This is a genomic window from Veronia pacifica (assembly GCF_001707825.1).
In the GTDB taxonomy this organism is placed as follows: Bacteria; Pseudomonadota; Gammaproteobacteria; order Enterobacterales; family Vibrionaceae; genus Veronia; species Veronia pacifica.
Genome location: NZ_LYBM01000053.1, coordinates 1 through 20,676, shown reverse-complemented (window position 1 = coordinate 20,676; position 20,676 = coordinate 1). Strand labels below are relative to the sequence as shown.

Here is a 20,676-nt window from a genome sequence, read left to right as displayed (position 1 = left end):
ATCGCTAACTATACTGACTATTTAAGTTAACATAAATATAAGGCTGATTATAAAACGATATTCATAATAAATAAAAGGTATATTAATGACGTGTGAGTGATTTATTTTTATATAGCAAAAATCACACTATCGATTAATTATATATAGAGAGATTTAAAGTTGTTTAAATAAGCTGTCCACTGAGTGTGTCTTCGATTGACACTACACGGAATAAAAGGATCGTTCTGATTGTTAGCTACGCAAAGGCTGAGTAAGAATAAACATAACTAGTCATGTATTAATAGAAAGATAATCTGATAAATAAGAGGGTTTCAAGGACATGAATATGAGATCGCTATTAGGATGAATGTTTACATTAATATTTATTTTTCAACCAACTACATATTCGAGGGCTAGCGAAAGTTCTCACATCGTAGGCGAGAATGAAAGTTCCCGCATCGTAGGCGGACAAATTGTCAAAGAGGGAACCTTTCCCTACATGGTGTGGTTGAAACAACAAAAGGGAGGTTTATTTTGTGGAGCAACGTATCTCGGTGATAACAGGCTATTGACAGCAGCGAGCTGTTTTAACGGAATACTCGAAAATAGTCAAACATATGCTGTGCTTGGTGATTATGATAGAGAGACAGTGACGGGGAATGAACAGACTATCCTTGTAGATCGTGTGGTAGAACATCCCGGTTATGATGACGTTATTGGTATAAATAATATCGCAATTGTCTACTTGACTGAGACACCGCCGGGTATTTTACCAGTCAAATTACCTGAAAGTGAAAATATAACAGCGGCACTTAATTCCCTTAATCGCCCCATACCGTTTACAATAATAGGCTGGGGGCGAAGTGCAACAGAAGAGCCCGCAACAAATTTATTATACGGGGTGGATTTAAACTTTTTTCCACATCGGAAATGTGTTGAAAAACTTCCATTTACAGTATCAAAAAAAGTTTTCTGTGGATTAAGTCCAATGGCTACAGTTCAAACACCTGTAGCGCCGTGTAAAGGTGATGTTGGAGGGCCTGCATTATTAAAAAATGAGAATGAAGAATTCATTCAGATAGGTGTCTTTAGTACGAATGCCGGGTGTGCCACACCATTTCAAAATGTGTTTACAGATGTGGGCATTCATTTAGATTTTATAAATAATCCAGATTCATTTACTGATATGCCTATACAGTTCGTAAGAAAGACTGATTTTGTAAGCCAACTGGATATGTCTACTACAGTGCCTGCTGGTACTTATGATTATCCAGTTGAGCTTGTGAACAATTCTCAAGACGAGTCAATCTTCATCACACATATTGAAGTGGACGATGGTACATATATATTTAATCCATGTAATGGATTTTTGAAACCAGAAAAATCGTGCACAGTAAACATATCGGTATTAGCGGTTGGTCTCGAATATATCGAACTAGAGGCGCATACGTTAAGAAGACAAGTACCTGCGTATGGTGTGGTCGCCGCTGATGGTGCTCATCCTATAAAAATAAATAGCGAGGACTTGGCGAGTCTCGATTTACCCAGCCAAGTCGAGCCATTAGCCAGGGAACCTTTGTTGTTCAATGATGTCGTTGTAAGGAATCAAACTTGGAGTATCAGTAATGGCGAGGTAGAAGCCAGAGTAGCTCCGGGATTCGGTGCGCAATCTCTCATCGTCTTCGATGACTTTCCGAAAGGTACGCTTAGTTTCAGCATGGAAAATAAAAACACAACTGGAGGAAAAATATATGTTTATGTGAACAGAGAAAAATTTATAAGCGGTTTCCATATGGGAGCCCCACATGATTCATTTGAATTAGAGTTACCCCTTGAGGATAATTTTGTTGAGTTCCTTTATGTAAAAAAAGACCCGTTTACTACTCCTACAGGCGAAACGGCAGTGATAAGGAATATGGAATTCACTGCGGCGGGTAGTTTTGGCGTGATGTATTTACTTGCTCTCATCTTTTTTTCATCTCTTCGTAAGAATAAATACAGCAAATATTGATTTTAAGGCCTGATATATCGGGCCTTTTTACCAACTACAGGAAAACTTTTTAGTCTACCTACTTATTGATGCATATTACGTTGTAGTACACCTTGCCTATCGACCCAGACTCTGCAATCTTACTGCCTTTGAGTTTAAGTGTATCGCTTAATGAGCTACTTGACTCTAGTACATCACAGATGCCTACCATATGGTATTCAGGACTTAGAGGTGGCGACATAAAAGTAATCTTGAATGATTGTCTGAAGGGTTTACCGTCATTGAACTGTTAAAAGGATTGTAACTTGCTACCAATCACGCATAATGTCCGACCATTTTTCCTGTAAGGTGCCTGCTTGTGACCGCATCATTTTCCTCACTGGCTCTGAAAAAAGAGCTGATTTCCACCCTTGATAGTTTGGGCTACTCAGAAATGACTCCCATTCAACAACAGGCGTTACCCGTTATTTTGGCGGGCGACGATGTTATAGGGCAGGGCAAAACAGGTTCAGGGAAAACTGCAGCATTCAGCCTCGGCGTGCTTTCAAATCTGAATGTTAAACGCTTCAGGGTGCAGTCTTTGATTCTATGTCCTACAAGGGAATTGGCTGATCAGGTCGCAAATGAAGTACGCCGTCTTGCACGTGGTATCCATAACATTAAAGTGTTGACCTTGTGTGGCGGCATGCCAATGGGGCCACAAATTGGTTCGTTAGAGCATGGCGCGCATATCCTTGTCGGAACTCCGGGTAGGATTCTCGACCACATGGGGAAAGGCAGAATTGATCTATCTGAGCTGAACACACTTGTCTTAGATGAGGCCGATAGAATGCTTGATATGGGCTTTCAGGATGCGTTGTACAGCATCATTCAAGAAGTCCCGACAGATCGCCAGACTCTTTTATTCAGTGCAACTTTTCCTGCTGAGATAAAAAACATTGCCAGTTCAATCATGAAAAAGCCGGAGATGATTAAGGTGGCGTCAACGCATACACCGCTCGCGATCACTCAGTCCTTTTTTAGAACAGATAATCAACAGCAGAAAGACGATGCACTCGAAACATTGTTATTGACGCATCAGCCTGAATCATCAGTCGTCTTTTGCAACATGAAAAAAGATGTGCAGCGTGTGGTAGATGAACTGAATCATCGCGGCTTCAGTGCCATAGAACTCCATGGCGATATGGAGCAGAGAGAAAGAGATCAGGCTTTAGTGATGTTTGCCAACAAAAGTGTATCGATTCTTGTCGCTACAGATGTCGCCGCACGAGGGTTAGACGTTGATAATCTTGATGCAGTATTTAACTTTGATTTATCACGTGATCCTGAAGTGCATGTTCACCGCATCGGCAGAACGGGTAGGGCAGGTAGCAAGGGAGCGGCATACAGCTTCTTCACAGATCGTGACGGCTTTAATATGGCACTCATTGAAGACTTGATGGAGGCTCAGGTTGAGGAAGTATTGTTGCCGGCCAAACCGTTGGATCAGCAACCCATGAAAGCGCCAATGCAAACGATTCAGATTGCTGGTGGTAAAAAACATAAAGTCAGGCCTGGAGATATTCTTGGCTCGCTGACCAAAGAAGGCGGTATTGAGGGTAAATACATTGGTAAGATTAATCTATATCCAATGAGTGCTTATGTTGCTGTCAGTCAAAAGGTTGCTAAAAGTGCACTAAAGCAGCTACAAAACGGAAAGTTAAAAGGTAAACAGTTTAGAGCAAGGTTTATTCGCGCCTAATTCTCGACTGATTAAACACATTAATTTTCACTTATTTACTTTCTCAAAATACAGCATACCTGAAGTTTATACTGGGTACGCTGTATTTTAGTTTTTCTTTTATTTTTCTTTTTTAATTCTATCTGGCAAACCCGTCTTTTCATCGTGTCACCTCGTTGTAGGTATCTCTTTTCGTCTAAAGAGTAAGACTGAGATAGCGAATGAGATAACTACTCATGATGCGGTTTTTTTCACTTCGAACCCTGTACTTCTCAGGCTATTATTTGCACCAATTAAATCCAGTTCATGGTTCTATTCCCGTTTTCAATGAGCATGTGCTTATTACTGCTCGTGGAAGCCGTCGGTAATGTCGATCCTATTATTTTCACTTTTACCCTAAAAAAAGGAAATTTTTAGTAAACCTTTCGCGATGCCTTATGGTGTTACAGTCTGTATTTTATACACTTAACTTTCTTGTGATGGACATGAAGACGACATCACCTAGGTTGTATTGATAAATGCTTTTCTATAAGCATAAGGTCTTTTTGGGTTTTAATGAGTTGGGATTTTTTGAAAGCTATGTTTGATTTCAAGTCTGTTTTTTCATTCAAGAAAACCTACATTCCTCTTATTTTGAGTGGCTTCTTTACCGTGCTGGTACTACAGAACGAATATCAAAATATTCAAAGCGCAATTAAGTTTGCATTCGATAGGGTAAAAAGCAATCGTGAAATAAATCAGCTTTTTATTACTTACTCAAGAACCATAAGCTTACAAAGAGATAGATTCATTGAACAAGTTTATGAGTCAGATGTGTTTCATGGGCTTAATTTTGCCTTTGAAGATGGCACAGTCATTACTAACTCTGACATAGATAAACATTCAACCTTTGATCGTCGGGGAAGAGCCTGGTATGTCTGTGCCAAGAAGAAAAAGCAGGGCGAATATTGTGTTACAGATGTATATTTAGATGTCCTGACACCAAGTAGGCTGAGACATGTCATCACCTTTTCATACCCAGTATACGAAGATGGAAAGTTTTTGGGGGTAGGTGTGTCTGACATTAATGTTGATGCATTAAACGCTGATACTCATTTTATGAAGCTGGAATATTACAGGCGTGAGAAACCTTCTATGGATTTTTATGTCATGAATATTACTGCCTGCTTTTTCATGATTTTTCTTGTTCTGTGCATTTTGAGAGTGCTGTTCTTTGTATTAGTTGACAAGGTATTTACCCAGTCGCGCCATGATTTATTGACGGGTCTGAAACGTCGCGAGCACTTTTCAAGTGACAAGATAGATGCCAGGACGAAAGCTTTCTGTTTTCTAGATATTGATCATTTTAAGAGCATTAATGATACCTACGGTCATGATGTCGGTGACAAAGCAATAAAATCCTTCTCCGATTGTATTAGGAACAGTATTCGAGCTGAAGACGTGGTGTTTCGTTGGGGCGGCGAGGAGTTCCTTATACTTGTAAGGGGTAAGAAGGATGAAAAGCCGGATGTTCCGTCGATGATGACACGTTTGTGTGAACAGGTTGAAGCCATCAATATAAAAGGGGTACCAAAGTTCACTGTCTCAGTGGGTTTTTACGAGTATCGGGTCGGTGATGACGTTGATCTGTGCATAAAAAATGCAGATATCGCGCTATACAAGGCAAAGCGATCGGGTCGAAACCGCGTCATCCGATACGATTCTAGTCTGGCGATGGACACACTTGGTTAAGTCAAAAAGGGACAGGTTGGAATAGCATAAAGAAAAGCCGTCAACGAGTGACGGCTCTGTGTTTATGCCTTAACCGAGGTAACGGTTTGTCAGATGCTCTTTGAAAAATGCAGCATTCAGTGTTTCGCCTGTTGCCTGAGTGATCAGATCGTCAGTGCTCAATAGACTGCCTTTACTCCAGATATTTTGCTCAAGCCACTGGAATATAGGAGAGAGATCACCACTGGCTATGACGCTTTCAACGTCAACGGTTTGTTTCATCACCGCCATATATTGCGCGGCATACATGGCACCGAGTGTATATGATGGGAAGTATCCGAACGCACCGTCAGTCCAGTGTATGTCCTGCATACACCCATTCTTATAGTTACCCTTGGTTGTCAGGCCAAGGTATGCCTGCATTTTTTGATCCCAGAGCTCTGGAATATCAGTGTGTTCTATCACTCCGTTGATAAGGTCACGTTCAATTTCGTAGCGCAGAATGACGTGTGCAGGGTAGGTAAGCTCGTCGGCATCTACGCGGATATAGTCCTTTTTCACCCGTGTATACAATTTTTGGAAGTTATCCTTGTCAAAAATAGCAGCATCATGCTCTGCAAAATGCTTACCGGCCAAATCTGCAAGACGAGCAATAAACGGAGCGCTGCGGCCAACCTGCATTTCAAAAAATAGAGATTGAGACTCATGAATACCCATGGAGCGCGCGGTTCCGGCTGGTGTGCCTGCAAGTGATTTAGGCAGACCCTGCTCATAGCGAGCATGCCCAGTTTCATGCACTATACCCATCAGAGATTGTGCAAAGTCGCTTTCATCATAGCGGGTGGTGATACGAACATCTGTAGGGACACCACCACAGAATGGGTGAACACTTTGATCAAGACGGCCATTGTCGAAGTTAAACTGGAGCAACTTCATGACGTCCAATCCAAGAGCCTTCTGGCTAGTGGTACTGAAATTTCCTTGTGGAATGACAAGACTTTCTGACTTTTGTTTTTCAAGCACATCATCTACCAATTTAGGTAGCCACGTTTTCACATCGTCAAAAAGCGTATCGAGCGACGCTGAGCTTGTTCCGGGCTCATACAAACCCAACATTGCATCATAAGGTGTTTGGCCTGTAGCCTCTGCGCGTATTTGGGCTTCTTCACGAGAGAGTTTAACAACCTCTCTGAAGTTTTTTTCAAAGCCCTGCCAGTCGTTGTCAGGGCGCTGAGAGCGCCATGCGTGTTCACATTTAGCATTGGCTAAAGAAGCCGCTTCAACCAAATCAGCGGGAAGTACATTTGCATTTTGCCAGCTGCGTTTTAGTTCGCGCAGCTCCCATTTTTGTTGCTCAGACAGGTTTTCCGCCTCAGCTTCTGCAAACAAATCTGTCAACTCAGGTTTGGTATTCAGATGATGAATGTGTACGTTAAGCTCCGCCATGGCCTCGGCTCTGGCCTGACTGCCACCGCTAGGCATCATTGCTGCCATGTCCCAGCCACATATCGCCCCAAGATGTTGGAAGTTGTCAATTTTTTTTGCGTGTTTTACCAGCTTCTCAAAAGCACTCATATTTTTATTCCATTTTGTGTTGCGCGTTGTCTCTAACAACCTGACCTCTGTCGTGCCAGGCTATTCATAATGTTCCCCGAAATGATAAATCGAATATATCAGTAAATTAAGTGTGTAGGGATGGGGGTTTATGTCGTATTTAGGTAAGCCTCTTAGTTTTTTTCATTGTGGTTTAAGCGCTCGGCCGGATTTATTGCAAATCACTGTCGCCTTCGTGGAAGAGATTTTTCTGCTTCTTATGGCTGCTGGGGTCAATAAAAACGGCAGTGTCTATGGCTTTTTGTCCAGTCTTTTTAGCTTTCTAGATTTTTGCGATTAATCTCTCCTTTATACCCATGCTGCTTTACTGGTAAGCTAAATGATAATAATTTGCAATAGCATTTATTTATTTGGGAACTGAGAATGTCTGAGGAATTAGCTTTCCACCACGACCCCTTACTGCGAGTTAGGGAATTGTGTGTGGATTACATTACGGATGATGGATACTTTCGCGCCGTAAAAAATGTCAGTTTTGATATTGGAAAGGGTGAAATATTCGGCCTGGCGGGTGAGTCTGGATGTGGAAAAAGCACCATCGCTTTTTCAATTAACAGCCTCCACAAACCACCCGCGTATATCTCTAATGGTGAGATTTGGTTAGAAGAGCTGAATTTACGTAATCTGTCCGAGCAGGAGTTGAATGTCGTTCGTTGGAGCGAGATTGCAATGGTATTCCAAAGTGCCATGAACTCACTTAATCCGGTATTGACAGTTGAGCAGCAGTTCCTTGATGTCATTTGCCATCACAAAGGCTGGACGCCCGATGAGGCCCGAAAGCGTGCATTGCAAATGCTTGAACTGGTGAACATTCCAGGTGAGCGTCTCAAAGACTACCCGCATCAGTTCAGCGGTGGTATGCGCCAGAGACTGGTTATTGCCATTGCGCTGAGCCTTAGCCCCAAACTGATCATTATGGACGAACCGACGACAGCGCTGGATGTTGTTGTTCAACGCGAGATATTGCAACAAATTTTCGTGCTTAAAGAAGAGTTTGGCTTCTCTGTTCTCTTTATCACTCATGACATTGCACTGATGACCCAGTTGAGCGATCGAATTGCCATTATGCGAGATGGTGACATCGTTGAAGTAAATACCTCTCAACAAATTCGTCAAAACCCACAACATGAATACACCAAGCAACTGTGGGCGTCATTCCCAAATATTCACGATATTGAGCCGGCAGAGTCAACGCGCCAGCCTGAGCCAGTATAAGAAGGAAAACAGGCATGAGTGAACCAATTATTCGCGTGAGAAATGTGAGCAAAACCTTCCAAATGGGTGGAGGTTTTGGTCAAAAGGAGAGCTTTGAGGCCCTCAGAGGGATCAGTTTTGACCTTCATGCTGGAAAAACACTGGCTCTGGTGGGAGAGTCTGGTTGTGGTAAAAGTACCGTTGCAAGACTGATAACAAAAGTCCACGACGTGACCTCTGGTGAGATCACCTTCAAGGGTAACAATATCGACCAAATTCAGTCGGGTCAGGCACTTCGTGAGTATCGAAGTAATGTTCAGATGGTTTTCCAAGATCCATTTGGCTCTCTGAATCCCGCACACACTATCGCACATCATCTGGCACGGCCAATCAAAATTCATAACGATGTTGCTGGCGATGCTCAGCTCTTGCATCGCCAACAAGAGTTGCTCGATATGGTCGAGCTTAATGCCGACTGTCTGAAGAAATTCCCGCACCAACTGAGTGGCGGCCAACGCCAGCGTATAAATCTTGCCCGTGCATTGGGTGTTGGTGCTGAAATGATCTTGGCGGATGAACCCACGTCTATGCTTGATGTGTCGATACGCCTGGGTGTGCTTAATCTAATGCAAAGAATGAAGTCAGAAATGGGAATTGGTTTTCTTTATATCACCCATGATCTGGCGACCGCACATTACATCGCTGAGGAGACAGCAGTGATGTATCGCGGACAGATTGTCGAGTGGGGTAATACTCGTGACATTCTGACTAATCCTCAGCATCCCTATACCAAATTGCTGATTTCTGCTGTCCCTGATCCTGACCTGCCTTTCAGTGATGTGATCAGAGAGAGCTCGCAATACTCGCAGGATGCTGAATCTACTCGCTTACTAAGTGGCCGACTCCAACCTGATGTCAATCAAGTTAGTGAGAACCACTTCGTCCGGGACTGGGAGTCTGCTGCATGAAAACCGCTGGCTGTTGTGAAGGAACAGAAATTGACTATTGGCTGACCGATATAAAAAATTGGTACTGCAATCAAAACATCAATGAGATGGGAAGGTTGCTTGAGTTAGTGGTTGAGGTTCCTGAGCGCATTTTTACACCGCATATTTGTCAGGCGAAAAGTGAATCGCTCGGCTATTGGCTTGATGCCTGTATCCGCACGAATCATCACTTAGCCTCCATGGGCAAAACAGATGAAGCATACAGCTACATTCAGTTTGCTTACGGAAAAATGCAAGCAATGGCCAGTAATACGGAACATGAAATAGATGTACGAAGGTGGTGTATGCAGCGCATGGACAAGTTGATGATTGTGTTGGTTGAATTTTGCCAGCACCAGCAGCAACCCGTTTGGCGACAGGAATCCTCTACCTTGATTGATGCGCATGTCACCTTCATGACGGCACAAAATCATATGAATATGAGCGGTTCCCAAGTCACTGCCTAGCGACATATCGTTTCATGTTGATAATGCGCCCACACCAGTGGGCGCATTACTTGTTACGCTTCAACAGCCTGTGTCTGATCGGCTGCTTTAGTCTCATCTTTTGTTAAATTATTGAGCCACTTGCCTGACCTGACCCTTTGCAGAGTAGGGATGAGCTTTACCATCTCTTCTGATGCGATCATAAAAAATACCCAGGGTAGTGCCCACTGGAACCAGAGTGCTGCCACCAACGTTGCTGGAATTGCCCACACCCACTGGCAGAAGAAATCGAGATACATACAGTATGTGTTATCCCCCCCTGCGCGCAGCACACCAACAATTAATACCACGTTGATAACTCTGAAAATCATGCTGAACGCAAGCACGGGTAAACAGGCGAGTGTCAGCGCTTGTGCTTCCGGCGTCAGTTGTTCGTAAAACGGCATAATGATAGGACTGGAGGCAATGATAACCGCAGCGACTAAAAGACCAGTGAACAACGCCATCCAGCCTGCGTAGCGCGCATATGCTTGGCTGAGAGAGAAATGACCTGCACCGAGAGCATTGCCGATCAAGATGGCGACTGCACCGGATGTTCCGCCTGCAGCGGCAAGAGCGAAGGACTCCAGACTTGATATAACGGTACTTACAGCAAGTTGTTGTTCACCCATACGTCCGACAATGACGTTGAGAACGAAGAGTCCGACTGTCCAAATGACAGTCCCTGCCATCGTGGGTAAAGTGACAGAGAGGTACTTCCTCAAGACTTTCACGCCTAACGCTTGCTTCAGGTGACGTGGTCCAAACGCCAGTGTGGGATACCATATGTAGATAATGGCCAGTGTTGCGATAAACCGAAATGCTCTCGCCAGCGACGTACCGATTGCTGAACCTGCCACTCCCATTTCAGGTGCGCCCAATTTGCCAAAAATGAGCATGTAGTTAAGCAGTATATTTAATGCGACTTCAGCAAGCGACAGGAAAAGGGTCAGCTTGGTCTGGCCAATAGAGCGTATGCCTGCTTCTAGAGTGATCACGGGCGCAGAGAGCAAAATTGCGAACGAGACGTACTGTATATAAGTCTCTGCTACATACTTTGTATCGCCAGTCACGTTATAGAGTGTGGTAAAAGCCTGCGGGAAAAAGTAGGCGATAACAAAAATGACACTGGTGAGCATTAAAGCAATCAGTTGACCGACGGCCAGATAGCGTTTAACGCCATCACGGTCTTTTGCTCCCCAGAACTGTGCAACCAGGATGCCTACACCCAGCCCAAAGCCCCATATAATCACCATGCTATAGATAAATATACGGAGGCCAACGCCCGCAGCAGCGACTTCGGAAGTCCCCAGCTGACTGACCATGATGTTATCTATTATGCCGAGACTACTGAATAGCATTTGTTGAAGGATAAGCGGAACACCGAGTATCAGCACCCGGCGGATAAAGAAACCAAAATTTTTTTCTGCCATAACCTGCCTGATCAAAATAAGAAGCTAATTATCTACTGTTTTTTCAATTGGATTTTATCGTCAGCAATACGATCAGTGAGAAGTATCAACGGTGTATGTGACGATTCATATCCAGTGACTTTACTTTTTTAGACTCACTTCATAACTCAGGCGACGTAGGCAAGTACAGACGTGCCCTTGGCACAGTTGCCATACTCTAGATGAAACTCTGCGTCGAGATTGATTGAATCGTTGGAATGATCAAAGAAGGATGCGCTAAAGCCAATGCAAGCGAGTAGACGTTGTATCTCGAGATATTCTGCAGTATCCGTAAGCTCAATAATCCGGAAAGCAATGGTTGGGTCTTGTCCAAATAGCGCTATTCGGATAATTTTTTGTTCAGGTGACCAGAAATTATACTGATCACAGAAGCTAGCTATTTCATGGTCGCAAGCGGGTATAAGAGGGTTACCAGTTAAATATGTTTTCATTATTATTTTCAAAATCACTGTGAGTGTTGGCACTGTATTGATGTGGCACATTACCAGCTGAATCATGAAGGAACTATGAAGTCATCCCTCTGAATGGACTCAATATTGGTATCTGTTGTCACCATCACTCGGAAAGTCATTTTTTTGACTTAATACACTGATAAAAAAGGGGATATAACATCCCCTTTGGTTTTTATTAACGATGTGGCTTTTACTTTGCACCGTCATCTGATGTTTTTGAAAGTTTGTACGATTGAGTGTCAAAATGCTGTAGAAGCTCCTTCAGCTTCAGCGTGCTCCAAGGGAAACCGACACTATTTTTTCCGTTAACGTCAAGGTAGTAGCTGGTACATCCTCCTGTATTCCAGACGGTACCTTTGAGGTCTCGTTGAACACGTTGGTTGTATTCTCTTTGTGCCTTTGCGTTCACTTCCAATCTGTCAACGTTGCGTCTTCGCATTTCTTCAAGCGCACCAATGACATAATTTAACTGGGCTTCGATGATGATAAAGGCTGAATTGTGTCCGATAGCTAGATTTGGACCCAGAATGACGAAACAGTTAGGGAAATCATGACAGGTTGTGCCGAGATAGGCCTCTGGGCTGCCTTTCCATATATCAGCCAGTGTCAATCCTGATGCTCCAGTGATCTTGTCGGCAACGGGGATATCGCTCACATAAAATCCTGTGCCGAAAATGATGACGTCCACCTCGCATTGCTCACCATTTTCACCCACCACAGTGTTGCCACGAATTTCCTTCACGCCCGTCGCCATGACATCAACGTTATCTTGAGCCAGAGCAGGATAATAACTGTTGGAAAGCAGTACCCGCTTGCAGCCGAGAATATAGTTTGGGGTGACTTTTTTCTGAAGTTCAGGGTCTTTGATTTGTCGCTTGATATGAAACTTACCCAAACGCTGAATTTGACGCATTATCCACGGGTGTCTGAACCCAACACCGAAAAGTTCCATTCCGCCATATAACATGGCCCTGAAAGCTGAGTGAACAGGTTTCACGCTGAGCAGCTTTTGTGCGAAAGCGGGTATCCTTAGGTTAATTTTTGGCAAGAGCCATTGCGGTGAACGTTGGAAGACATACAGCTCCTTGGCTTGCGGTTGGATTTTAGGAACAAACTGAATTGCAGAAGCTCCCGTGCCAATTACAGCGACCCTCTTACCCGTCAAATCCAAATCATGTCGCCAGCGGGCGCTGTGAAATACCTCTCCTTCAAAATCAGAGAGACCGGGTAGGTCAGGAATAATTGGCTCGTGCAAATAGCCGACACAAGAGACGACCTTGCGAGCCTTATACAAGCCTTTACTGGTTTTAACGTGCCACAGAGATTCTTCTTCGTTCCATTGGCCTTTATGTACCTCAACACCAAAGCGAATTTTAGGGATCACGTTGTATTTTTCTGCTGTGGCTTTTACATAGTCAAAAATTTCTTTCTGCCCGGCAAAGACCTGACTCCAGCGTGGGTTTGGTTCAAAAGAATAGGAGTAGAGTGCAGACGGGACATCGCACTCACAGCCAGGATACGTGTTGTCGCGCCATGTACCGCCTATATCTTCAAACTTTTCCAAAATAACAAAGTCTGACATGCCCTTGTCCAACATTCTTATCGCCGCGCCGACGCCTGAGATGCCAGAACCAATGATCAGCGTATCTGTGGTACAAATTGTGTCTGTCATACTGTTCCTTAACCGTATAGGGTGGTTTGAATCTCCTCGATACGACTCTTTAACCGTGGGTTTTGAATGAAGCCTTGCTGCGCGAACCAAATTAGAGCGTCAGCAACTGCTGTTTTGATGGGGGATTGCGGCAACCCTAACTCGCAAACAGCCTTGCTGCAGTCTGCCATTAAACCAAGTTTCGCAATATGAATCGCACATGGCGTCACAAATGGATCTTTTCGACTAACGATTTGGCTGTATAGAAGGGGCATGTGTGACCACAAGGAGGAGACCGCAAAAGGTACCCATACAACAGGCTTTCTCACTCCTATTAGCTCAGATAGCGTCTCTGCGAGTTGCCTGATAGTAAGATTTTGATGACCGAGAAGATAACTTTCTCCGCTGATTCCCTTCTCCATTGCCAGTACATGGCCTTCGGCAATATCGCGGACATCAGCGAAATTAATTGAAATGTCAGGGACTGCGACAATGGGCATCCTCGCAAAAGCGAGAATAAATCTGCCCGTGGGTGTTGGTGCTACATCGCCAGGCCCTATTGGACCTGTCGGTGCACATATCACAACATCCTGACCATTTTTTGCCGCTTCAACAGCAAGTTCATGAGCGGCAGCTTTTGATATTGGGTAGGGATTTCGTGCCGGACCCAAAGCAAATGGACTGCTTTCCGTTGCATTTATACCCGTACCCTGACCAGCGAACCGAGCGATTGAGCTGGTAAATACCACACGTTTCACGCCGAGTTGTTTTGCAAGCTGGAGCACGTTTTTTGTTCCCTGAATGTTTACCCTGTCCATTTTTTCGGGTTCAGGCAACCAAAGTTTATAAATTGCTGCAGCGTGAATGACGTAGTCACAGTTGTACATAGCGATCTTAAGAGACTCAAGGTCAGTAATATCAGCAGACATTGTCTCAACAGGAAGCCCTTGCAGATTGGCAAGGTTTTCATTTGGCAAATGCATTGCTCTGACCTGATAGTTTTTCTTAAGGAGCTGACGGACTATGTGACTACCTATAAAGCCCGCTGCGCCTGTGACTAACACTGTCATGATTCAACTTCCTTATAATATTTATGACTGCGAGTCTGTTACGATGATGTAAATTAGGGGTATGAGCATTTATTCACATACCAAGTGGTATGTCAAATAATTGACTGGTAGAGTGGAAAAAAGCGTATAGGGGTTAAATGAATGTGAAAAATAAAAGGCACGAAGCTAAAAAAGCCAGCAAAGAGGCATTAGTGCGTTCAGCGATAATGCTATTCCCGACGAAAGGATTGAATGTCAGTCTCGATGAACTATGCGCGCATGCCGGATACTCAAGAGGTGCTTTTTATGTTCACTTCAAAAATCGGGAAGAGCTGCAAATGGAAGTCGTCGAGCGCGAAGTTAACACCTGGCTTGATAATCTCTTTGGCTCAGGGATACTGAGCAATGAAAAAGAGCTCTCTAACCTCGTATTAAAGTTTGTAGCAGACCTTTGTGACGGTCGTTACCCCGTATCGAAAGAATCAGGTTTGAGGCCGCATCAATTGTTGGAGATGTGCAGTCGATCTGAACGTATTCGCAAGGCATATCTGAAAATCATGCAAACCAGTATGGAGCGAATTCAGAGAATCATTGAATTGAGTCAGGGTAAGGGGCTTATTCGCAAAGACCTGGATGCTGGGCAGATATCGTCTTTGCTGCTTTATCTTTCTGTGGGTGTTCACACTATGTATGATCTCGATTACCCAATTGATTTCTCCGGTAATACCAAAACGCTTCTTCGGTTATTTAACCCACAAAATGGTGCGCTTGATTAAGTCTTAAAAGCGACTGCTGCCAACCTCAACCGCATCATGGCGCCAGAATTCAAAACTGTAAGCTATTTTTTGCTTATTTTCAGTAGCATAACGCTTTTCGATTAATAGTACCGGGCTACCGACGGATGCACGCAGATGAGAAGCATTTTTATCATTCAGGCTGGAAACCGATATTTTATAGCTTTCCAGCGTGATTGATTCTTTTGCCTGCTCGATGAGGATCCGCTTTAAAGGCGATGCAAGGATTGATTCACTCACTTGCCCAAGACTATCATCCCGAACCGTGTTAATTACCTTTGCAACGGGCCTGCCATCGACAGAGAGCAATTGATCAAAGGTCAGAACATCACTGAATGCCAGTAGGTTTAACATTTGGGTTGCGTTTTTATCAGCAAGTTTGTGCTGGTGGGAGATAAGAGATATGGCACCCGATCGTCCTGCCTTGTGACATATTTCGAGCAAGTCCGGATCGAATGATGGATCGTAGCGAAGCGGGCAATGCGAGATAAACCAACCCCGTCTCTCTTCGCGATAAATCACCCCATCCGCTTCAAGTAGCGAGAGAGCTTCTCGTAATGTTACTCGGGTAGTGGCAAATGTTTCGGCAAGTTTTCGCTCTGATGGCAGCTTGTGTCCAGCAGCCAGCGCACCAGAAGAAACCTGTTCTGCGATTGCATCTCGAATCTTGATATATTGCAATTTATGTCCTGTATCTTTAGAGGTGATGCTGTTTTATCCAGTCGAAAAACGCACTACATACCGTTTACTGTACGTTAGACGTCAATGTCTTCACATGGTGAGGGAAGGGTGTTTTTTACCTGACCGTAACGACGATCTTACCGGTAGATTGACCTTGTCGTATTTTTTCCAACCCATCTTTCAGTTGTTCAAACGCTATATATTCTGTAATGCCGGGATCAAGCTTACCTGATGATATATGGTTGAGTAAGGTATGGAAGTTGTCGATAAGTATTTCTCTGTGCTCCCGTAATCCATGAGCATAAACGCCACTGAGAGAAATTTCATGGATAGTAAGGCCACGCATTGCTGCTATCACTGGCACCTCTCCCAATGACTCAGAAACCGATGCCAGTTGACCGTCATATCGTAATAAAGATGCATAGGCACCTGCTTTCTTTGACGCTACACAGTCGATGAGTGCATCGGCCATTGCCCCTTGTGTTTCATGCATCACTTCCATCGCAATATTGTCATGCTGATAATCAAGCACGCAATCAGCGCCTAAAGAGAGCAATTTCTGGCGGTGTTTACCTGCATCAATTGCGATCACCCGCAGCCGATTCATCTTGGCTAACTGAGTGGCAACCGCACCCACTCCACCAGCAGCGCCGTTAATGATCAGTGCGTCACCTGAATTAAGCTTTAACTTATTAAGCAAGGTGTGACAGGCGGTGAGTCCAACATTGGCTATCGCAGCAGCAGCGGCATGAGTGACGTTATCTGGCACACGGGCCAGACAATGTTGTTCAACGGCAATTTGTTCAGCAAATGCGCCCGACGTGCGCGGATCAGCAAAAGCGCAAACCTTATCACCGGGACTGAAACGGCTCACATTTTTACCGCACGCAATGACGACGCCTGACAAATCTGTCCCTATTGTCTGTGGGTACTCCCATGTCGCATAGCCCCATGACGCCAATTTGTAGTCAAAGTGGTTAAGCGCAATCGCGTGAATATCAACAATGACATCATTATCTGACATCGTGGGTTCAGAGGTATCACCGAGTTGCAGACTGTCGAGTCCGTCTGGGCTGACGAGTTGCCAAGCTTTCATCCTACGTTCCTCCCTTGTTGTTCTGTCAGGAGAAAAATCGGCGACACACTCATCTGACAGTAACAGTTTCCGGCATTATAGACGTTCAGCGAGATAGGCGTCGTAATCAGGTATAACTATCTCAGAGGCCTGTGATATTAGTGGGGATTTAATCATAAAGTCGGCACTGGCTCTGTTAAAGGCAACAGGAATATTCCAAACCGCTGAAATCCTGAGTAGGGCTTTTACATCAGGGTCATGAGGTACTGACGTCAGTGGATCCCAGAAGAATACCATCATATCGATTCTCTTCTCACTGATCATCGCCCCGAGTTGTTGGTCTCCGCCCAGCGGTCCGCTAATCATTGGATGGATAGCAAGAGAGGTGCTTTTCGAAATGATATTACCAGTTGTGCCCGTGGCATAAAGTTCATGACGGCTCAATTCGTCCTCGTGTGTTTTTACCCATTCCAGCAAGTGCTTTTTGCAATTGTCATGCGCTACCAGAGCGATTTGTTTTTTTTCTTGAATAACTCTAACCGTTGATTTCATTATCTTTCCTAACCATCCGCGTCAATTTTGTCCATTTTGACTGACAAGGCAGTGATCTTCAATTCATTATTGGTGATGGCGATTTAGTCTCTTTAGGTTGTTACTGAGAATTTGTGGTAAGAAAAGAGGGATTAGTGTTCGTGGAACTATCAGTAAGCACAACACGGATGTCGGGGTTGTTTATAAATTAGTGCAGTCTTATTGGCTTTGGTTTGAGTCTGTGTCTTACAACAAAGAATATGTCCGATAAGTTATGTCTTCAGCCTACTTTATTGTACGAAATCAGATAAATCCCATCTAACATAGAAATCGAGGGTTGCTGTAGACAGTGTAGACAGCACCATCGCCAAGCATTGATGATCAATGATAGCGGCACCTGCAAGAGGTGATGAAATCATGGAGGGATTTGTTGTGTGGGTAACTCTCGATTTTGAATCTTCCGGTCTTTGTGATGAATCCTATCCGATTGAAGTCGGATATAGCCTGCCTGATGGCACCAGTTACAGTCTGCTAATCGATCCTCTTTCCTCTTCTGAGAGCTGGGTTCAGTGGGACGATAACGCCGAGCGTCTTGAACACGGCATAAGCCGGGCGGAGCTTGAAAGCCGTGGTATTCCTGTCCAGAAAGTGTGCAGACATCTGAACGAAAACCTGTTTTGTTACGACCATATACTGTGTGATAGTCAATGGGACTTATTTTGGTTAGGGCGCTTATATCGCGCAGCCCATATGCGTCCATCTTTCACGCTCAAAGAGGTGGGACATTGGTTGGGTAACTTTGATGGTGTTTGCCGTGAGGATTTCACTCAAGCCATGTCAAATATTACCTTTCTACACAGAGCTGAGCCAGACGCGAGATGTATCCGCAGGGCGCTTTCATCTGTGCTTTCATAAACATCTGCAGTTATCTATTTTGCACCGCAAAGCGTGATTAATCTGTTTGTTAGTGAGTAACTTCGCTATGCTGCAAGTGAAGTTACTCAGAATAAAGAAATGATTTGAATTCAAAGCAAGCTTTACGTATCGCACAATACAATGTAGCAATGACGTCTTCTGTTCAGGGAGAGGTAAGGAAGCGGGTAAGCACTGGCGGTGATGAGCGATTGCGAAAGATTGCCAGTGTCATCGCCGCTACGTCACCGGATATTCTTCTGCTCTGTGAGGTGGATCAGTGCGGTGATGGTGGGGACGACGGGACGATCAAGCAGTTTCTCCGGAAGTACTTAACTGATCAGCAAGAAAATTATCCCTATTTTTATCAGCCAGCGGTGAACACAGGTAAACCCTATAAACAAAAAGATAACGTCAAGAACCAGCCTGACTTTGCTCAGGGCTATGGCTTTCATCATGGCCAATATGGGTTTGCGTTACTCAGTCGTTATCCTATCTGTACCGATGAGATTCGAAGTTGGCAAAAGGTAATTTGGCAAAGTATGCCCAAAAACCGAATGCCAGCAGATTATTATCCAGCGTGGGTAGAAACTCAGAAGCGTATTTCGTCCAAAAGCCACGTCATGATACCTGTTGATATCGGCGGTACCCGGATTAAGTTGATTGCCTGTCACCCGACACCGCCAGTTTTTGATGGGGATGAAAAGCGTAATTACTCTCGTAATGCTGACGAGTTAAGGCTTATCCGTGACATGATAGAGGGTGCAGATTACCTGTGTGATGACGGTGAGTGTAGCGACCCGATTGAACCTCCTTTTGTGATTCTTGGCGATCTTAACGCAGACCAGTACTTTGGCGACGGGGATCGAGAAGAAATAGGTCGGTTATTGACGCATCCAGCGATTCATAAGGCGACTGCAACAGGCCATTTAGTGCCCGCTAGCCATCGAGCCAAAAGACATGCGGGTAGGATTGCAAAAGGCAATCCGTTTGCGACTCATGAATCTGGTCTTCGCCTCGACTACATATTGCCCTCCGCAGAGATTTCACCTCTTGATAGTCGTGTAGTGTGGAGCGCTAATGATTTACCTCGACCCAGAGAGGCGGATGGCACAGCGGATTTCTCAACAAATGGCTCCGACCATCGCTTGGTGTGGGTAGATATTGATCCGAAAAGCCTGAATTTGGGCTAGTACTTTGTGATCAGTCTACAAAGTATTCAATCAGTTTAATTCTATTAACCGAAATACAGGCACAATATCTTCGACGACTTTGGCTGGCGGATGCTAGCTTTTCTTAATGTGTGATTAATAACTTCTCATAAGGGAGTCACAAGGATGAAAAAAATCACCACTCTGGCTATGGCAATTAGCATGGGCATGATGTCAGCGGCGGCACATGCAGCATATAAGCCCTCGATCATTTTTGATATGGGCGGTAAGTTTGATAAGTCTTTCAATCAGGCTGCTTACACTGGTGCTGAAGCCTTTAAGAAAGAGACTGGCATTAAGTACGGTGAATTTGAAATCACCAATGAAGCACAACGTGAACAGGCCATGCTGCGGATGGCTCAGCGCGGTCACAATCCTATCGTTGCTGTTGGTTTCCAACAACAGCCTATTGTCGAAAAAGTCGCGAAGCAATTCCCGAAAACCAACTTCGTCATCATTGATGCAGTGGTCGATCTGCCAAACGTGCGCTCTGTGGTATTCAAAGAGCATGAGGGCTCCTTCCTTGTTGGCGCCCTCGCGGTGATGAAGAGCGAATCTGACAAAGTAGGTTTTGTCGGTGGTATGGATATCCCATTGATTCGCAAGTTCGCGTGTGGTTACGAGCAAGGCGCGAAATATGCCAGCAGTGCAGCAACTGTGGTACAGAATATGACAGGCAGCACACCAGCGGCGTGGAACAACCCGACCAAAGGTGCAGAACTGGCAAAATCACAGTTTGATAAAGGCGTAGACGTTGTGTACGCAGCTGCAGGCGGCACAGGTGTTGGTGTTTATCAGGCGGCGGTAGATGGCGGCAAATTTGCTATTGGCGTTGACTCGAACCAGAATTATCTCCACCCGGGTGTCATGCTGACATCTATGGTCAAACGCGTCGATGTTGCTGTACAAAACGCGTTCAACGATGGCAAAAGTGGGTCATTTGAAACGGGCATTCAGTCACTTGGTCTGAAAGAGGGCGGAGTAGACTGGGCACTGGATGATTACAACCGCAAACTTGTCAGCGCGAATATGGAAGCAAAAGTCAGCCAGATTCGTGATGATATCATTAACGGTAAAATTGTCGTTCACGACTACTTCAGCAACAACGCCTGTACTTACTAAGTCAGGCCTGACTCAATCATTAAGAGCCAGCCTGATACCTTTCAGGCTGGT

Annotated in this window: 18 protein-coding genes; 10 read left to right on the top strand and 8 right to left on the bottom strand. The window is 44.6% G+C overall.

The window, feature by feature from the left end:
- Window positions 1-346 precede the first annotated feature (346 nt).
- The 3 genes from A8L45_RS20265 (at window position 347) to A8L45_RS20255 (ending at window position 5,420) form a co-directional block, all read left to right on the top strand.
- Complete coding sequence (locus A8L45_RS20265; RefSeq protein WP_068905180.1) at window positions 347-1,990, top strand: serine protease; 1,644 nt, start codon at window positions 347-349, stop codon at window positions 1,988-1,990.
- A 337-nt stretch (window positions 1,991-2,327) separates the two neighbouring features.
- The gene (gene dbpA, locus A8L45_RS20260) at window positions 2,328-3,710 is read left to right on the top strand and encodes an ATP-dependent RNA helicase DbpA (protein ID WP_068905179.1); all 1,383 of its coding nucleotides are present in this window, start codon (window positions 2,328-2,330) and stop codon (window positions 3,708-3,710) included.
- A gap of 558 nt (window positions 3,711-4,268) precedes the next feature.
- Complete coding sequence (locus tag A8L45_RS20255; RefSeq protein ID WP_068905178.1) at window positions 4,269-5,420, top strand: diguanylate cyclase domain-containing protein; 1,152 nt, start codon at window positions 4,269-4,271, stop codon at window positions 5,418-5,420.
- 69 nt (window positions 5,421-5,489) lie between these two features.
- Here A8L45_RS20255 and A8L45_RS20250 read toward each other — a convergent pair whose 3' ends face one another.
- A complete protein-coding gene (locus tag A8L45_RS20250) occupies window positions 5,490-6,974 on the bottom strand; it encodes a carboxypeptidase M32 (RefSeq protein ID WP_068905177.1) in 1,485 nt (494 codons plus the stop codon).
- Window positions 6,975-7,376: 402 nt separating this feature from the next.
- On the opposite strand from A8L45_RS20250, the gene A8L45_RS20240 reads away from it, so the two are divergent.
- The 3 genes from A8L45_RS20240 to A8L45_RS20230 are packed head-to-tail and all read left to right on the top strand — an operon-like array spanning window position 7,377 to window position 9,657.
- The gene (locus A8L45_RS20240; protein WP_068905175.1) at window positions 7,377-8,225 is read left to right on the top strand and encodes an ABC transporter ATP-binding protein; all 849 of its coding nucleotides are present in this window, start codon (window positions 7,377-7,379) and stop codon (window positions 8,223-8,225) included.
- 14 nt (window positions 8,226-8,239) lie between these two features.
- Window positions 8,240-9,172, top strand: coding sequence for an ATP-binding cassette domain-containing protein (locus A8L45_RS20235; RefSeq protein ID WP_068905174.1), 933 nt, complete (start codon window positions 8,240-8,242; stop codon window positions 9,170-9,172).
- Window positions 9,169-9,657 (top strand): hypothetical protein, encoded by a 489-nt coding sequence (locus A8L45_RS20230; RefSeq protein WP_068905173.1) that lies wholly within the window; start codon window positions 9,169-9,171, stop codon window positions 9,655-9,657. Before A8L45_RS20235 ends, A8L45_RS20230 begins: the two co-directional genes overlap by 4 nt.
- Window positions 9,658-9,710: 53 nt before the next feature.
- Here A8L45_RS20230 and A8L45_RS20225 read toward each other — a convergent pair whose 3' ends face one another.
- From A8L45_RS20225 to A8L45_RS20210, 4 genes are all read right to left on the bottom strand, one after another.
- Window positions 9,711-11,108, bottom strand: coding sequence for an MATE family efflux transporter (locus A8L45_RS20225; RefSeq protein ID WP_068905172.1), 1,398 nt, complete (start codon window positions 11,106-11,108; stop codon window positions 9,711-9,713).
- Window positions 11,109-11,254: 146 nt separating this feature from the next.
- Window positions 11,255-11,578: a hypothetical protein gene (locus A8L45_RS20220; RefSeq protein WP_139122432.1), complete on the bottom strand. Its 324-nt coding sequence runs from the start codon at window positions 11,576-11,578 to the stop codon at window positions 11,255-11,257.
- 211 nt (window positions 11,579-11,789) lie between these two features.
- Entirely contained in the window at window positions 11,790-13,271 is a 1,482-nt protein-coding gene (locus A8L45_RS20215) for a flavin-containing monooxygenase (RefSeq protein WP_068905170.1), read from the bottom strand.
- Window positions 13,272-13,279: 8 nt separating this feature from the next.
- Entirely contained in the window at window positions 13,280-14,320 is a 1,041-nt protein-coding gene (locus tag A8L45_RS20210; RefSeq protein ID WP_068905169.1) for an NAD-dependent epimerase/dehydratase family protein, read from the bottom strand.
- A gap of 143 nt (window positions 14,321-14,463) precedes the next feature.
- Between A8L45_RS20210 and A8L45_RS20205 the strand changes: the two genes are divergently transcribed.
- Window positions 14,464-15,075, top strand: coding sequence for a TetR/AcrR family transcriptional regulator (locus tag A8L45_RS20205; RefSeq protein ID WP_175402039.1), 612 nt, complete (start codon window positions 14,464-14,466; stop codon window positions 15,073-15,075).
- 3 nt (window positions 15,076-15,078) lie between these two features.
- Here A8L45_RS20205 and A8L45_RS20200 read toward each other — a convergent pair whose 3' ends face one another.
- From A8L45_RS20200 to A8L45_RS20190, 3 genes are all read right to left on the bottom strand, one after another.
- Window positions 15,079-15,774, bottom strand: coding sequence for a GntR family transcriptional regulator (locus tag A8L45_RS20200; protein ID WP_068905167.1), 696 nt, complete (start codon window positions 15,772-15,774; stop codon window positions 15,079-15,081).
- 115 nt (window positions 15,775-15,889) lie between these two features.
- Window positions 15,890-16,870, bottom strand: a complete 981-nt coding sequence (locus A8L45_RS20195) for a zinc-binding dehydrogenase (RefSeq protein ID WP_068905166.1) — start codon at window positions 16,868-16,870, stop codon at window positions 15,890-15,892.
- A 75-nt stretch (window positions 16,871-16,945) separates the two neighbouring features.
- Window positions 16,946-17,401 (bottom strand): methylglyoxal synthase, encoded by a 456-nt coding sequence (locus A8L45_RS20190; RefSeq protein ID WP_068905165.1) that lies wholly within the window; start codon window positions 17,399-17,401, stop codon window positions 16,946-16,948.
- Window positions 17,402-17,812: 411 nt separating this feature from the next.
- Here A8L45_RS20190 and A8L45_RS20185 point away from each other — a divergent pair, with 411 nt between their 5' ends.
- The 3 genes from A8L45_RS20185 (at window position 17,813) to A8L45_RS20175 (ending at window position 20,625) form a co-directional block, all read left to right on the top strand.
- Window positions 17,813-18,295, top strand: a complete 483-nt coding sequence (locus A8L45_RS20185; protein ID WP_068905190.1) for a hypothetical protein — start codon at window positions 17,813-17,815, stop codon at window positions 18,293-18,295.
- Window positions 18,296-18,399: 104 nt separating this feature from the next.
- Entirely contained in the window at window positions 18,400-19,485 is a 1,086-nt protein-coding gene (locus A8L45_RS20180; protein WP_083228442.1) for an endonuclease/exonuclease/phosphatase family protein, read from the top strand.
- Window positions 19,486-19,629: 144 nt separating this feature from the next.
- Window positions 19,630-20,625, top strand: a complete 996-nt coding sequence (locus A8L45_RS20175; RefSeq protein WP_068905164.1) for a BMP family lipoprotein — start codon at window positions 19,630-19,632, stop codon at window positions 20,623-20,625.
- Window positions 20,626-20,676 lie beyond the last annotated feature (51 nt).

Bases quoted from the DNA above. Each gene is read 5' to 3' on its own strand.
- A8L45_RS20265 (WP_068905180.1), top strand. From the start codon at position 347: ATGTTTACATTAATATTTATTTTTCAACCAACTACATATTCGAGGGCT.
- A8L45_RS20255 (WP_068905178.1), top strand. From the start codon at position 4,269: ATGTTTGATTTCAAGTCTGTTTTTTCATTCAAGAAAACCTACATTCCT.
- A8L45_RS20250 (WP_068905177.1), bottom strand. From the start codon at position 6,974: ATGAGTGCTTTTGAGAAGCTGGTAAAACACGCAAAAAAAATTGACAAC.
- A8L45_RS20240 (WP_068905175.1), top strand. From the start codon at position 7,377: ATGTCTGAGGAATTAGCTTTCCACCACGACCCCTTACTGCGAGTTAGG.
- A8L45_RS20235 (WP_068905174.1), top strand. From the start codon at position 8,240: ATGAGTGAACCAATTATTCGCGTGAGAAATGTGAGCAAAACCTTCCAA.
- A8L45_RS20230 (WP_068905173.1), top strand. From the start codon at position 9,169: ATGAAAACCGCTGGCTGTTGTGAAGGAACAGAAATTGACTATTGGCTG.
- A8L45_RS20225 (WP_068905172.1), bottom strand. From the start codon at position 11,108: ATGGCAGAAAAAAATTTTGGTTTCTTTATCCGCCGGGTGCTGATACTC.
- A8L45_RS20220 (WP_139122432.1), bottom strand. From the start codon at position 11,578: ATGAAAACATATTTAACTGGTAACCCTCTTATACCCGCTTGCGACCAT.
- A8L45_RS20215 (WP_068905170.1), bottom strand. From the start codon at position 13,271: ATGACAGACACAATTTGTACCACAGATACGCTGATCATTGGTTCTGGC.
- A8L45_RS20210 (WP_068905169.1), bottom strand. From the start codon at position 14,320: ATGACAGTGTTAGTCACAGGCGCAGCGGGCTTTATAGGTAGTCACATA.
- A8L45_RS20195 (WP_068905166.1), bottom strand. From the start codon at position 16,870: ATGAAAGCTTGGCAACTCGTCAGCCCAGACGGACTCGACAGTCTGCAA.
- A8L45_RS20190 (WP_068905165.1), bottom strand. From the start codon at position 17,401: ATGAAATCAACGGTTAGAGTTATTCAAGAAAAAAAACAAATCGCTCTG.
- A8L45_RS20175 (WP_068905164.1), top strand. From the start codon at position 19,630: ATGAAAAAAATCACCACTCTGGCTATGGCAATTAGCATGGGCATGATG.